The organism is Nicoliella sp. ESL1113, from assembly GCF_058509245.1.
Genome location: NZ_CP196388.1, coordinates 307,443 through 321,492 on the forward strand (window position 1 = coordinate 307,443; position 14,050 = coordinate 321,492).

Below are 14,050 nucleotides of genomic sequence, written 5' to 3' on the forward strand. Positions count from 1 at the left end.
TATAATATCCACTATTTTTTGAAACATTTATCTAAAAATGTCACTTTTGCTTGTTGTTTGATTATGCTATACTCAAATTACTTAATTAACTGCAAGGGGAGCCGTTCGGCTGAGACTAGGTTAATCATGACCTTGACCCTAATGAACCTGATCTGGTTAGTACCAGCGTAGGAATGCAGCGGATATTTATGAAAACTATCCAATTCTTTTTGTGGTGCAAACTATCCAATTTTTTGTTGTGAATTGGGTTCTCAGTTTAATTAAGCCAAAATGCTTAAGGAGAGATGTTTTCATGAATAATGAACAGGAAAAGCAAAGTTTGGATCCCGCAAACTTAAAATGGGGGCAAACGTTTCTTGCAAGTATTCAACATATTTTTGTTTCAAATGTATGGTTAGATCCAATTTTTGTGGCTTCAACAGCTGGGTTATCACTGAGCTTATCGACTAATTTAGTTAATGCAATTTTTATTGCATCTGGGTTAGTAACGATTATTCAAGCCACTAAGTTAGTTCGCCTTCCAATTGTGCAGGGACCATCCGCAGCTTTTGATGCGTTGATGATCAATGCTGGAAAAACGGGGACGTTACCCGCAGCTGGCGGATCGATTTTACTAAGTGCGATCTTAGCCTTCTTTTTAGCGGTTACTGGTTTATTGTCCAAGTTAACTAAATGGCTTCGACCAGCAATCACTGGAACGATTATCTTTTTAGTGGGGGTCTCATTAGCTAGTTTTACACTAGCGGAATTTTTAGGTGGGGACCCGACTGCAGCATCATTTGCATCACCCAAGACCTTATTCGTAGCAATTGTAACCGCAGGAATCGTAGTCTTTTTATCGATTTTTGGAAAGGGTGCTTGGCATCGCTATTCATTTTTAATTGCATTGGTAGCTGGTGATCTGATTGCAGGATTGACTGGCATGATCAATCTATCAGCGGTTGGTTCTAAGCCACTGTTCGGTTTACCACACATCCTTCCTTATGGGATGTTGAAGTTTAATTGGACCATCTTCTTAACGTTCTTCATTGCCTACTGTGTGGCGATTATTGAGGCATTGGGAGTATATGAAGCATCGGCTGATGTAACTAATACTAAGGTGGACCAAAAGAGAATGGAAAAGGGAATTGCTGGTGAAGCAGCGGGATCAATCTTGTCATCACTAATTGGTGGGTTCCCAACCACAGCATTTGCTCAAAACTTAGGAGTAATGAAGCTGACTGGCATTCATTCTAGAAAACCAATCCTACTAGCTGGTAGTTTGTTAGTGGTATTAGGCTTTATTCCAAAGCTAGGGGCCTTTTTATCTTTGACTCCCGCTCCAGTAATTGGTGGGATGTTCCTACCAGCAGCGGCCACGTTAATTACAACTGGTTTTAATATTTTAAAACGTGCTGAAAATAATGATACGAATAACTTAATTATTGGTTTATCGATTATGCTTGCAATCGGGATTCCAGCTTATGCTTCTGGCTATACGGGAGCATTAAAGCCATTATTAACTAATAACATTTTATTAGGAGCAATTTCTTCAGTTGTTCTTCACATTATCCTAGTGGCAATTCCTAAAGCATTTAAAAAGCAGGAGGCGGAATAGCAATGGTGCTATCAACAGTTGAAATTCAAAGAGAAGTTTTAGCGTTTATTGATCAATATGCAGTTGCTGATGCGAACGAAAGCGCAGGTGCGTTTAACGAATTAGCGCTTAAAATATTTAACTATCAATTTGAAAATAACTTACCGTTTAAAAAATATGCCAAGAGTCAAAGAAAGACCCCGTTGTTAGTGCGGGATTGGACTGAAATTCCATTGATGCCAATTCAGGGTTATAAACGATTGACCTTATCTGCCACCCCGATTACGGATGATGAACCCGTGTTTATGTCGAGTGGAACGACCGATCCAACCCATCGGAGTCGTAATTATCACCCCACTTTTAAAACTTGGGATGCTTCGATGCGCTTTCCGTTCAAGAAATTTGTAATGCCTGATCATGATAAAATGCGGATCATTGGTCTATTTCCAGGTGAAGATATCAACCCTAATTCTTCACTGTCCAGATACGTTAGTAAGGCAGTCGAATTTTTTGGTGATGAGCAAAGTAAAATCTATGTGGATGAATCACAAATGGATTTTGCTGGCATTATTGCGGCCTTGCAAGCATCAATTAAGGCCAATCAACCAGTAATGTTACTGGGGGCCAGTTTTTCATATGTTCACTTATTAGACTACCTGAAGCAAAACGATTTACATTTCCAGTTACCAACCGATAGTCGGCTGTTTGATACTGGTGGTTTCAAGGGACAGTCCAGAAGTGTCGAATTTCAAACGTTGATGCAAGAAATCGAAGATACGTTTGGCATCGATCGTGATCACTATATTAACATGTATGGGATGACTGAAGTTTGTTCACAATGCTATGACCAAAACATTTATGATTTATATCATGATCAATCAATTAACTACGATAAGGCTGCGCCAGCATGGGTGCGGATCCAAATTTTAGATCCAGATCAATTAACGCCGGTTAAAAATGGTCAGGTCGGGCTAATTGCATATTACGATCTTTCGAATTGGAATTCCTGTGTGGGAATCTTAACCGAAGATATGGGTGTGCAAGATGAAGCAGGCTTTAAATTGTTAGGCCGGGTCAAGGGCGCTGAAGCTAAGGGGTGTTCGATCGCGGTCGACCAACTACTGGCTTCTAATCAAGCTGGTGATCAAATTGACTAAGGATCCCATTCAAATCATCCCGATTGACCTGTTTAGCCTTCCTCGTGAGGTGCAACCAGTTAATTTTAATTACTATTCAATTTCGGATGGTAATACGACATATTCTTTCCGTTATCCTGAGTTGACCGCTGCTGAAATTGCGCAGACTGCTCGGATAATTAAGCACCACCAACATAGTTACCTAACTAAATTAACGCTTGCTGAGATCATTAATGTAATTGATCAGGCGGTGCAAAAATGGACCGACCCAGAATACGAGCAGCGCAAATTGGCAATTAAATTGATTCCTAAAATCACTGGCTATAATTCAGAAACGGTGTTATTAGAAATTAAGCGCTTTGTTCGGTTGTTTAGGAAAAAAGAGCTTTTGAGATTCGTTGATACTGAATTGGATCAACCAGGGATTTTAGATGAATTTCATCCCCAAAGAAGTGGTAGCAACACGAAAGCATTTGGCCCTGACGGCATTTTTCATGTCTTTTCTGGTAACATCCCAGCGCTGCAATTGTGGCCATTGGTCATGGGGCTCTTAGTTAAATCAGCTAATTTGGGCAAAACGTCGCTTGCCGAACCACTGTTTCCAATCCTGTTCATGCAATCGATTGCTAGTGTTGATGCGCACATGGCTGAATGTGTTTCAATCTTGCCATGGCACGGGGGCAACACTCAACTAGAGCAAGCCGCCATTAATAATACGGATGCGACGATCGTTTATGGTTCTAATCAAGCCGTTGATAGCATTCGGCAAATGGTGCCCACTGACAAGAAATTTTTACACTATGGCTATAAGATTAGTTTTTCAATGGTCGGGAAAGAAGCGCTGACTCCTGAATATTATCGCGAGACCACACATAAGGCTGTCGAAGATGTTGCCGTTTATGATCAACAAAGTTGTCTTTCTGCCCAAACTATTTTTGTGGAAAGCGGCGGGGCAATTAGTCCGCGGTTATTCGCTAGGGTAATTGCCAACGAGTTGGCGGACTATCAACAAAAACGGCCGCGCGCCCAACTAACGAATGAAGAGGCGGCTGCGATTAATCGACTGCGCAATGAGTGTCAAATAACGCAAATTCAAAATGGATCCGTAGAGGTAATTAGTAGTGCCCATAGTACCGATTGGACAGTCATATATCACGAAGAACCTGGGTTCGCTAATTCACCATTGAATCGGACGGTGCACATTTTTCAGATCGATGACTTAGCAGCTGTTACTAAGTATTTAGATGGCTATCATTCATTTCTGCAAAGTTGTGGGGTGGCGGTAGCCCCCACGCGCCTTTTTGAAATTGCTGATCAATTAGGCCGAATTGGGGTCGATCGAATTTCAGCACTGGGTGAAATGACTAGAGCTAAGCCTGGTTGGCATCACGATGGCGGCTTTAACCTGTTGAGCCTACTGCATTTCGTGGATATCGAAAGAAGTGCAGAGGACCTAGCAGAACGATACGATCCAGATGTTGAGTAGGGGGAACTTAAATAATGTTACTGAAGAATAAGGTGGCTGTCATAACTGGAAGTAGCCGTGGAATTGGTGCGGCAATTGCCAAACAGTTTGCTGAAGAGGGCGCGATTGTCGTCATTAACTACTTGCATAATCGGCAACGGGCCGAACAGGTCGTAGCTGATATTAGAGCAAATGGTGGCAACGGCGTCGCAATTCAAGCGGACGTTCGGGATGCTAAATCGGTTGCTGCGATGTTTGCGTTAATTAAAGATCAATTTGATGAGGTTGATATCGTTGTGAATAACGCTTTGAATCACTACGTTTTTAATCCCAAGACCAGAAAGACCAGTGCGTCAATTGATTGGCAGGATTATCAATCGCAAATTGATGGGAGTCTAAAGGGGTCCTTTAATATTTGCCATTCTGCGATTCCGATGATGAGCCATAGTGGCCGCATTATCAATATGGTCAGCAATTTAATTGAATCACCATTGATTCCATATCACGACTATATTACGGCTAAAAGTGCGCTACTGGGCTTCACTAGATCCCTGGCTGCTGAAGTTGGAAACCTTGGAATTTTGGTCAATGCGATTGCGCCCGGGTTGACCTATCCAACTGATTCCAGTATTGAAACGCAAAATGATGTTCGTGAATCGATCATTAACATGACACCGACTGGCAGATTAACGGTACCAAAGGATATTGCAGGAACCGCTACTTTCTTAGCATCTAACTTGGCTAGTAACATAACTGGTCAATGCTTATACGTTGATGGTGGCTTAGTAATGCATTAAAAAGCTAAATAAAACAAGCCCGAGTAATTTTCTACTCGGGCTTGTTTTTTTATGGTCTAACTATTTCAATGTGTCCATATCGATCACAAAACGATATTTAACGTCACTTTTTAAAATCCGTTCATACGCGGTTGGCACGTCGTCAATGCTAATCATTTCAATCTTAGCCTTAATATTATGTTTTCCCGCAAAATCCAGCATTTCCTTAGTTTCTGGAATCCCGCCCACATTGGATGCAGCGATTTCCTTGCCACCGTTAAATAGCGCTGGCATATGAAACGACTGGGCCTCGGTGGAAATCCCAACGTAGACTAAGGCGCCGTGGACCCTTAATAGTGCAATATATTGATCAGGTTCAATCGGCATTGCAAGGGTGTTTAGAATCAAGTCGAAATGCTCCTTAAGATCAGCGAAGGTTTGAGGATCGGACGTCAGCCGATACTCATCAGCACCGAGTTGTTTGGCTTCAGCTTCCTTACTAGCAGAATGGCCCAACACGGTCACGTGCGCCCCTAGTGCATGGGCAAATTGCACGGCAATATGGCCTAAGCCACCTAAGCCCATAATAGCAACCCGACTTCCCTTTTTGACGTTCCAACGCTTTAGGGGTGAATAGGTCGTGATTCCAGCACACAACAGCGGAGCAGTCGTTGCTAAATCCAGATTATTAGGCAACTTAATTGCAAAATGATCCTTAACAACGATCGATTGACTATAGCCCCCCTTAGTGATGCTACCATCATTATCCTTGGAGTTGAAAACGATAATGACCCCTTGCTCACAAAATTGTTCTTCACCAGCTAGGCAGTACTGACATTTTCCGCATGAATTGACAAAGCAGCCGACCCCAACATGATCACCGATCTTTAGGTCGGTAACAGCACTGCCGATTTTAGAAACGATTCCAACAATTTCATGGCCGGGAACCATTGGAAATTGACTGTTACCGAAGACGTCATCAACAATGTGAATATCGGAGTGGCAAATTCCACAGTATTTAATGTCGATTGCAACGTCATCTGGCCGTAAGTCGCGACGCTCGATCGTGGTGTGTTCAAATGATGAGTAATTGGAGTTTTTGGCTGCTAGTGCTTTTACTTTAGTTGTCATTTTTTATTTCTCCCTTGTTCTAATCTGTTTTTATGTGCATTTACATTTTTAATGGTTAGTGGGCCGTTAATTGCACTAACTTTTGATGGTCATCAAGGCCAGCTCCCTTCTTTATTGATAACGATACACTTTAAACTTAGCTTTAAGTCAACCGAAAATTAATCCTTGTCTTAAAGCGGGCTTTAAGAATTATGATATGGTTACAAATTAAATCAGGAGTTGATTCAATTGAAAAACAATCAAAAGTTTGGCATCGTGCTACCGATCGTTTTAATTAGCTATTTTATTATCATATTAGATACTTCGATGGTCTTTGCTAGTACGGTAAAGATCGCAAATGATCTGCACATGAACGCAGGCATGATTGCATGGATCACCAATATCTATGCGTTAATGTTTGGGAGTCTCTTATTGCTAGGGGGGAGATTAGGGGATCTATACGGTCGCAAACGGCTCTTTTTACTGGGACTGATAACGTTTAGTATCGGTTCGTTGCTAGTGGGGGTTGCCCCCTCAGCCCCCATTTTAATTTTGATGCGGGCATTTCAGGGGATTGGCGCCGCCATTTTAGCCCCCACTTCGTTGGCCTTGTTGTTGGATACCTATCGGGATGGTCAACGGGCTAGGGCAATTGCCTATTATGGGATAATTGCTGGTCTAGGAGCTAGCGTGGGGCTAGTGATGGGTGGTTTAATCTCGACGTTTACATCATGGCGGTATGGCTTTTTGATCAACGTTCCCGTTGGAATCATCCTAATTATGATGACGATCAAGTTCGTGCCTAGTTCGGCACCTACTAATAAGCAGCCCCTAGATTATCTCGGCGCTTTTTTGTCGGTCCTGGGCTTTTTGGCTCTGGTATATAGTATCGATGGCGGCATTGGCAAAGTCCAATCAGCTGTGCTGGCGGTATTTATAATCGCATTGTTCTTGATCAGGGAGGCCAAAACCGACTACCCAATAATGCCACTGCAACTATTTACTGATCCGGAACGGTTTTCAGCGTATGTTGCGCGTTTTTTCTACATCGGGGTAATGATTTGTTACTTTTTCTTGGTGCCCCAGGTCATGCAACGCTACTATGGATTTACCCCATTAATGGCTGCGGTTGGCTTTTTGCCAGAAACGATCCCCCAATTCATTTTTGGCTATGTTCAATCCAAATTAGCGAATCATTTTAAAAATGCCACCATTTTATTATGGGGGACCATTATAACCGCTATTGGCGTTGGCCTAGGGTGGCTGATCGGCCTTCAAGCGGGGTATTTACTCAGTGTTGCGATGCCAATGGTGGTGATTGGAATTGGTCAGGGGCTTTCGTATGGTCCATTGACCGCATCTGGTGTCGCCAACACCAGCCCCGAGATTGCGGGGGCGGCGTCTAGTGCGGTCAACGTCTTTCACCAGATTGGGAGCTCTGTCGTTTTGTCAGTCGTGATTGCGCTAACGGCTAGTAACCATTCGCCATTGCGTGCGTATCATGAACAAACGATCCTAATGAGTATTCTAATTTTAATTCCATTAGTAATGGCCATTAATATTAAAAGGCTGAACCGCTAGTTTTGCGGATTGCCTTCGTTTCCGACCACTGATTTCACCATTCATGATTTTAACGATTTAGAATATTTTGATATACTAAATTAGGTTAAAACTAAAAATGGAGGGATCAAATGAACAGAAAAAATCTGTTTTTATTAATAATTTCAATTGTGGCCATTTCAGTTGCTGCCATCCTAGTGAAGCTGACCAGTGCACCAGCAACGGTCATTAGTATGTATCGGATGTACTTAGCGTGTCTGTTGTTATTGCCATTCGTGTGGCTTCATCGCAGTGACTTAAAAAAATTATCATTCTTACAATGGCTGTACCTAGCGATTGCGGGGAGCTTTTTGGGGATGCACTTTGGACTGTGGTTTCAGTCGTTAAAGTATACCTCAGTAACGAGTTCAACGATTATTTTATCATTACAACCAATTGTGGCCCTGGTGGGTGGCTTCATTGTTTATAAGGAACGGACGAACTTAAAGACCGTTGGAACGATCGTATTATCAATTATTGGGGTGGTGATCGTTAGTTCCACCGATTTGGGAACCAACAATTCAACCGCGTTAATTGGTGATTTAATGGCGTTCGTAAGTGTGATCGCATTAGTAACTTACTTGTTGATTGGCCAGGCAAATGTGAAGGGGATTTCGTTTTGGGTTTATAGTTTTATCGTCTTTTTATTTGCCGGAATTGCCCTGAACGGCTTTAATTTGATTGCCAAGGTGCCACTAGTTGGGTATAGTCGATTTGACTGGTTAATGTTTTTATCACTAGCAATCTTCCCAACGGTTGCCCACGTCATCTACAATTACCTTTTGAACTACGTTAATACCACTACGATCTCAATTAGCACCCTCGGTGAGCCAGTCGGGGCGACCATCCTAGCGGTGATCCTTTTAGGCGAGCGGATAACGCTCATTCAAGTGCTTGGTGGCATCATCGTTATCATCGGGGTCTTTTTATTTCTTAAGCAACAAAATAGTCAATCTGAATTAGCAGAATAATAAAAGCAGTTGCCAACTTAACATCGGCAACTGCTTTTTAATTAGCGCTTAAAACTAGCGATTCTTCTAATTTGCTCTGGATCGGCGTGGTCAAAGAATTGACTCACGTTGGTATCTAATTTCTTAATTTGATCCATTTCATCATTACTCAATTCAAAGTCTAAGACGTTGATGTTTTCAGCCATCCGACTGGGTTTAACTGACTTAGCCAATGGGATGATGTTTCTTTGGAATAGCCATCTTAAGACGACCTGCCCGACTGACTTATCGTGGGCAGCCCCGATTGATTGCAAAACGGGGTTTTCAAAGAGGTGGTTGCGGCCTTCAGCAAATGGAGCCCACGCTTCAACTTGAATGCCCTCGGATTGTAAGAATGCCACTTGATCATTATTTTGGAAGAACGGGTTAACTTCAACTTGGTTGACGGCCGGCTTCACATCATTGAATTCGATTAAATTGGTAATCTGGGCGTTATTAAAGTTCGAAACCCCAATATATCTGACCTTACCAGCCTTTTGAGCATCTTCCATTGCCCGCCAAGCAGCAAAGACATCGTTGTATGGTTGGTGGATCAATAGTAAGTCGAGGTAGTCGAGGTTTAACTTCTGCAGGGATTTATCAATCGCACCGGCCGCGCGGTCAACGGTAACGTCTGAGACCCATAGTTTGGTGGTAATGAATAACTCATCGCGGGTAACCAATCCAGCATCGATAACTTCCTGGATGGCTTCTCCGACCCCAACTTCATTTTGGTAGGAAGCGGCAGTATCAATTAAGCGGTAGCCAGCCTTTACGGCATCGATCACTGCGGCCTTAGCATCTGATTGGTCTGGGACTTGGAAGACCCCGAACCCTAATTTTGGTATTTCGTTTTGAATTTTCTTTTCTGACATTTTAAAAATTCCTCCTGTTAGTTGTGAGCAACTTGGACTAATTGCATATTAAAGCGTCGGGCAACGTGTTCCCAGACATGTTTGATGTGGGGGATGGCATCTGAAGGCTCCATCCCGTCAATGACGAGTGAGAGTTTTTTACCTGCAAACGGGTTGTTAGGCCCCATTACCTGGGTCATTCGGTCGATTAAAATTTTCATGTATGCCGACATTGACGACCAATAGACGGGGGTACCAACGATGATGGCATCCGCTTTCGCCACTTTTTGGCAAATTTCCTGAAATTGATCGCCAGGTCTTTGTTCCTGACCAAGCGGATAGATCAAGTAATCCACTAGGTTGACGGTTTCATAATTACTAATGTGCAGTTGTTGTTTGACCAGCGTTTCCGTTAAACCATGGGGATCCTTACTGGCGTTAATAAATAGTTGATGCATTGCGAAAACTCCTTTCATTTAGGATAGTTGCTATTTTAAACCTTTAAGTCGACTTGAATGCAAATGATTATACTTAGAATTACTCTAAATGTTTTAAATTATTTTTTTCATACTGCAGCAGGTGGGTACCGTAGCGTTCAATTTTATTGTGTAGGTAGTCACGGGTTTGGGTCAATTCGTTAATTTGTTGGTTGATTTTGTCCTCTTGGGCTTTTAGGATGGCCTTGCGTTTTTCGATCGAGCTATCACCCTTAAGGATCAAGCTGGTGTATTGCTTTAGCGTCGGGATCGAAATGTCCGCCCTTCTTAATGCAATAATAAAGTGAATCCATTCTTCATTGAATTGTGTGAAATTACGGTAACCATTTTGATCTCGTGGTACGGGTGGCATTACCTGTTCTTTTTCCCAGAACCGAATCGTCGCCTTATCAACATGGTACTTTTTACTAACCTCGTTTATGTTCATTTATAACACCTCAATTAAGTTTTAATCTTATTTTATTCCTTAAAGTGAACTTGAATGCAAGGATTTGAAATTAAAAATTAGTGCTTGCATTCAAGCAGACTTTAAGGTTTAAAATGTCCACATACTTAATTGATGGAGGACAATGATAATGAAAACGAAAAGCAAATTTGGCATCACTTTGCCAATTATATTGATTAGCTACTTTTTAATTTTACTTGATAATTCAGTGGTGTTTACAAGTACGGTCAAAATCGCTACTGATTTAAATATGACTAAGGCCGATGTGAGCTGGATCACTAACATCTACGCATTGATGTTTGGGAGTTTGCTACTGTTGGGCGGTCGGTTAGGTGATTTGTACGGTCGGAAGTTACTCCTTATTATCGGGATTGCAATTTTTACCCTCGGGTCGTTACTAGTCGGCAGCGCCACTTCTGGACCAATGATTATTTTAATGCGCGCCTTTCAAGGAATCGGTTCTGCAATTTTAGCACCGACAACGCTTGCGTTGCTGTTGGATAGCTATCAGGGGGAGACACGCCAAAAAGCAATCTCTTATTACGGAGTGACTGCTGGAATTGGTGCTAGTATTGGAATTATTGTTGGTGGGGTAATTACGACGTATATTTCATGGCGCTGGGGCTTTTACATCAACGTGCCAATTGGAATCGCGCTCATTATTTTATCCGTTATTTTTCTACCAAGCAGCACCACTAGGAAAGCGCACTTAGATTACTTAGGCTCATTCCTATCCGTAATTGGGCTATTCTTGTTAGTTTATAGCATTAACGGGGCTAGTTATCGCCTCTTGGCATTTGTTTTTGCAATCGTAGTATTAGCAATGTTTGGCATCGTAGAAAAGCGTAGGGCCAATCCATTACTACCATTTAAACTCTTCCAAGATCCTGAAAGAAGATGGGCCTATACCGCCCGCTTTTTATTTGCAGGGATCGCCATTGCTTATTTCTTCTTGGTGCCGCAAACGCTTCAACAAGTGTACGGCTACACGCCATTAATGTCGGCACTGGCGTTTATGCCCGAAACGATTCCGCAATTTATCGCTGGGTTGTTTCAATCCAAGTTGTCAGAAAAAGTTGCTAATAGCACCTTGTTATTGATTGGAGTCACGATTACCGTTTGCGGGGTCATTTTACAACTGTTAATTGGCTTACAACACGGCTACTGGTTAGGAATTGCCGTTCCAATGGTTATTTTTGGAATCGGTCAAGGACTAGCATTTGGTCCGTTAACATCTGCGGGGGTGGCCCATGCTGATGATGAAATTGCTGGTGCAGCTTCGAGTGCGGTCAATGTCTTTCACCAACTAGGTTCATCTGTGATCTTATCATTGGTGGTAGCGTTATCAACGAGTTTATCGACTCCGATTGCACAATATCACCATGAGTTTGTAATGATTAGTTTGATTGGAATTTTAACTTTAATTGCAGCTATTTTCGTTAAAAAAGTATCGCGTTAAAGTTGACTTAAAGTTCACTTTAACGCCTATAATGTGGTTAATGAGGTGATAAAGTGAAAAAGATACTAATTGTTGGTGCAACGGGTTCACTAGGTCGGACACTAACGAATCAATTAATTAATAATGATGATTATCAACTGACGCTGTTTGCGCGTTCTGCTTCAAGCTTAAAGCTAGCTGCTAGTAATGTTAGGCTAGTCGATGGCGATGTCTTGAACGCCACTGATTTAGAAGCGGCATTCAAGGATCAAGATGCCGCGTTCGTGGCGCTAAGTGGTCCGATGGCAAAGCTAGCGACTGCAGTAGTGACAGCAGCTAAAAAGGCGCGGCTTGCCAAATTGGTCTTTATTAGTTCGATGGGAATCTATAACGAAATTCCGGCATCCGTTGGGGCAAATGGGAATTTAAAGCACAATCCGTTTTTGCAACAATATCGCGATGCTGCTGATATCGTTGCTGCCAGTGGCTTGAATTACACCGTCATTCGGCCGGGCTGGTTCGATAATGGTCCCGATAACTATGAAGTAACGGCTCAAGACCAACCATTTGGTGGTCACGACGTTTCTAGAAATGCAATTGCTGATTTAGTAAAGCGGTTGCTTGATGATTATGAATTATATGCAAGGACTAGTATCGGCATCAATAGGCCTTAATCTAAAGGGGTTCCAGCGAATTTATTTTGCTGGAACCCCTTTATTTTGTTATTGATTGGGCGTATATTTGTAGCGGTAATAAAACAATAAAGTTAGGGAGCGATAAATTTATGCAAAAATTTTCCAAAAAAATGACGGTGCTATTTTCAGCACTCGTCTTAGGTGGTTTCAGTGTTCAACCAATTTTAACGAACGCCAAAACGGTGCATCATCATTCAGTCAAAGTAAAGCACAGTAAGAAACAGGAGCACCATGCTAATAAGAGTAAGGAAAATAAGCATAAATCTAGTCAGAATAAACAAACCAATAAAAAAAGCCAAAAGCAAGCACAAGGACAAAATAATCAAAATGTAAATACCGTTTCGGGTGCAGTGGGCTACGGATCTAAGGCTACCGGGGGCACCAATGCAACGAGTGCCAATACATTTCACGTAAGTAATATGCAGGAACTAAGAGCAGCCTTGTCATCTAAGGTTAGTGGTCCTAGAAAAGTCTATATTGATAGCAATATTGACGGGAATAGTGGCAATACAGAAGCTAGTTATGCTCAAGGAACGGGCTATGACTTAAATGCTTACCTAACTGCTTATAATCCAGCTACTTATGGAAAGACCAAGCCATCAGGGACCCAAGAACAAGCCCGCCAAAAGGCCGAAGATAATCAGGGCAAAAACGTTAAGGTAGCTGTTCCTAGCGACACTACGATTATTGGTGCGAATGGGGTCACACTTTCAAACATCAATTTCATGGTCGAAAGTAACAATGTAATCCTCCAAAATCTACACATGATTGCGCCAGTTGACTTCTTCCCTCAATGGGATCCAACTGATGGAAGCACTGGAAATTGGAATTCTCAATACGACGCCGTTTCTTTGAAGGGTGCCACCAATGTTTGGTTGACCCATGATCATTTTGAAGATGGCAGTACTTCCGATGCGAATGCCGCTACTTACTATGGGCGGCAATACCAACAACATGACGGCTTGGTTGACATTACCGATGGTTCAGATTATGTGACTGCGAACTACAATATCTTCGCTGATCACGATAAGACGATGTTGATCGGTAGTTCAGACAGCGATACCAGCGATAGTGGCAAGCTCCATGTAACGATTGCTGATAATTACTTCTTGAACGATATCCAAAGAATGCCACGGGTAAGATATGGAGTAGTGGACGTTGTTAATAATTACTATCAAAATGATGGTTCCAGTGCTTATAAGTTTAGTTATGCCATTGGTTCTGGATATAAGTCCACAATTCTAGCCCGCAATAATGTGGTTGATGCTAGTGGAATTGAAAGTCATCACTTTGTTGAAAATGACGGTGGTAATAATTTAACTAGTATTGGGAACGTCTTTAATGGCCAAACGCTTGCTACGACGCAGGGGAATGATAGTGCTGTTAATGATAATGTGACTGCAATTAGTACAGATCAAGTTAAAAATAACGTTTTGAACAATAGTGGAACTAGTAAATAATAAGGATTAA

The 14,050-nt window shown here is 42.1% G+C and carries 13 protein-coding genes and 1 riboswitch; of the genes, 9 read left to right on the forward strand and 4 right to left on the reverse strand.

From position 1 onward, the window contains the following. Nucleotides 1–84 precede the first annotated feature (84 nt). A riboswitch (TPP riboswitch) is annotated at nucleotides 85–191 on the forward strand. A gap of 101 nt (nucleotides 192–292) precedes the next feature. The 4 genes from ACSYTJ_RS08155 to ACSYTJ_RS08170 are packed head-to-tail and all read left to right on the forward strand — an operon-like array spanning nucleotide 293 to nucleotide 4,974. Then, entirely contained in the window at nucleotides 293–1,597 is a 1,305-nt protein-coding gene (locus ACSYTJ_RS08155; RefSeq protein ID WP_491720321.1) for a uracil-xanthine permease family protein, read from the forward strand. Nucleotides 1,598–1,599: 2 nt separating this feature from the next. Beyond that, on the forward strand, nucleotides 1,600–2,733 hold the full coding sequence (locus ACSYTJ_RS08160) for a LuxE/PaaK family acyltransferase (RefSeq protein WP_491717502.1): 1,134 nt from the start codon (nucleotides 1,600–1,602) through the stop codon (nucleotides 2,731–2,733). Next, entirely contained in the window at nucleotides 2,726–4,198 is a 1,473-nt protein-coding gene (locus ACSYTJ_RS08165; protein WP_491720322.1) for an acyl-CoA reductase, read from the forward strand. Before ACSYTJ_RS08160 ends, ACSYTJ_RS08165 begins: the two co-directional genes overlap by 8 nt. Nucleotides 4,199–4,212: 14 nt before the next feature. Continuing rightward, nucleotides 4,213–4,974: an SDR family oxidoreductase gene (locus ACSYTJ_RS08170; RefSeq protein WP_491720323.1), complete on the forward strand. Its 762-nt coding sequence runs from the start codon at nucleotides 4,213–4,215 to the stop codon at nucleotides 4,972–4,974. A 60-nt stretch (nucleotides 4,975–5,034) separates the two neighbouring features. Here ACSYTJ_RS08170 and ACSYTJ_RS08175 read toward each other — a convergent pair whose 3' ends face one another. Beyond that, a complete protein-coding gene (locus tag ACSYTJ_RS08175) occupies nucleotides 5,035–6,084 on the reverse strand; it encodes an NAD(P)-dependent alcohol dehydrogenase (protein WP_491720324.1) in 1,050 nt (349 codons plus the stop codon). Nucleotides 6,085–6,312: 228 nt separating this feature from the next. Between ACSYTJ_RS08175 and ACSYTJ_RS08180 the strand changes: the two genes are divergently transcribed. Together ACSYTJ_RS08180 and ACSYTJ_RS08185 are read left to right on the forward strand one after the other, a co-directional pair. Next, nucleotides 6,313–7,644, forward strand: coding sequence for an MFS transporter (locus ACSYTJ_RS08180; RefSeq protein WP_491720325.1), 1,332 nt, complete (start codon nucleotides 6,313–6,315; stop codon nucleotides 7,642–7,644). Nucleotides 7,645–7,754: 110 nt separating this feature from the next. Next, nucleotides 7,755–8,633, forward strand: a complete 879-nt coding sequence (locus ACSYTJ_RS08185; RefSeq protein WP_491720326.1) for a DMT family transporter — start codon at nucleotides 7,755–7,757, stop codon at nucleotides 8,631–8,633. Between the two features lie 41 nt (nucleotides 8,634–8,674). Here ACSYTJ_RS08185 and ACSYTJ_RS08190 read toward each other — a convergent pair whose 3' ends face one another. From ACSYTJ_RS08190 to ACSYTJ_RS08200, 3 genes are all read right to left on the reverse strand, one after another. Then, a complete protein-coding gene (locus tag ACSYTJ_RS08190; RefSeq protein ID WP_491720327.1) occupies nucleotides 8,675–9,526 on the reverse strand; it encodes an aldo/keto reductase in 852 nt (283 codons plus the stop codon). Between the two features lie 17 nt (nucleotides 9,527–9,543). Further along, nucleotides 9,544–9,963: a flavodoxin family protein gene (locus tag ACSYTJ_RS08195; protein WP_491717497.1), complete on the reverse strand. Its 420-nt coding sequence runs from the start codon at nucleotides 9,961–9,963 to the stop codon at nucleotides 9,544–9,546. A 79-nt stretch (nucleotides 9,964–10,042) separates the two neighbouring features. Next, the gene (locus tag ACSYTJ_RS08200; RefSeq protein ID WP_491717496.1) at nucleotides 10,043–10,429 is read right to left on the reverse strand and encodes a MerR family transcriptional regulator; all 387 of its coding nucleotides are present in this window, start codon (nucleotides 10,427–10,429) and stop codon (nucleotides 10,043–10,045) included. Between the two features lie 148 nt (nucleotides 10,430–10,577). On the opposite strand from ACSYTJ_RS08200, the gene ACSYTJ_RS08205 reads away from it, so the two are divergent. The 3 genes from ACSYTJ_RS08205 (at nucleotide 10,578) to ACSYTJ_RS08215 (ending at nucleotide 14,040) form a co-directional block, all read left to right on the forward strand. Next, nucleotides 10,578–11,906, forward strand: a complete 1,329-nt coding sequence (locus ACSYTJ_RS08205; protein ID WP_491720328.1) for an MFS transporter — start codon at nucleotides 10,578–10,580, stop codon at nucleotides 11,904–11,906. Nucleotides 11,907–11,959: 53 nt separating this feature from the next. Beyond that, nucleotides 11,960–12,559, forward strand: coding sequence for an NAD(P)H-binding protein (locus ACSYTJ_RS08210; protein ID WP_491720329.1), 600 nt, complete (start codon nucleotides 11,960–11,962; stop codon nucleotides 12,557–12,559). Between the two features lie 110 nt (nucleotides 12,560–12,669). Next, nucleotides 12,670–14,040 (forward strand): pectate lyase family protein, encoded by a 1,371-nt coding sequence (locus ACSYTJ_RS08215; RefSeq protein WP_491720330.1) that lies wholly within the window; start codon nucleotides 12,670–12,672, stop codon nucleotides 14,038–14,040. Nucleotides 14,041–14,050 lie beyond the last annotated feature (10 nt).

Bases quoted from the DNA above. Each gene is read 5' to 3' on its own strand.
- ACSYTJ_RS08200 (WP_491717496.1), bottom strand. From the start codon at position 10,429: ATGAACATAAACGAGGTTAGTAAAAAGTACCATGTTGATAAGGCGACG.
- ACSYTJ_RS08215 (WP_491720330.1), top strand. From the start codon at position 12,670: ATGCAAAAATTTTCCAAAAAAATGACGGTGCTATTTTCAGCACTCGTC.
- ACSYTJ_RS08205 (WP_491720328.1), top strand. From the start codon at position 10,578: ATGAAAACGAAAAGCAAATTTGGCATCACTTTGCCAATTATATTGATT.
- ACSYTJ_RS08170 (WP_491720323.1), top strand. From the start codon at position 4,213: ATGTTACTGAAGAATAAGGTGGCTGTCATAACTGGAAGTAGCCGTGGA.
- ACSYTJ_RS08185 (WP_491720326.1), top strand. From the start codon at position 7,755: ATGAACAGAAAAAATCTGTTTTTATTAATAATTTCAATTGTGGCCATT.
- ACSYTJ_RS08160 (WP_491717502.1), top strand. From the start codon at position 1,600: ATGGTGCTATCAACAGTTGAAATTCAAAGAGAAGTTTTAGCGTTTATT.
- ACSYTJ_RS08155 (WP_491720321.1), top strand. From the start codon at position 293: ATGAATAATGAACAGGAAAAGCAAAGTTTGGATCCCGCAAACTTAAAA.
- ACSYTJ_RS08195 (WP_491717497.1), bottom strand. From the start codon at position 9,963: ATGCATCAACTATTTATTAACGCCAGTAAGGATCCCCATGGTTTAACG.
- ACSYTJ_RS08175 (WP_491720324.1), bottom strand. From the start codon at position 6,084: ATGACAACTAAAGTAAAAGCACTAGCAGCCAAAAACTCCAATTACTCA.
- ACSYTJ_RS08190 (WP_491720327.1), bottom strand. From the start codon at position 9,526: ATGTCAGAAAAGAAAATTCAAAACGAAATACCAAAATTAGGGTTCGGG.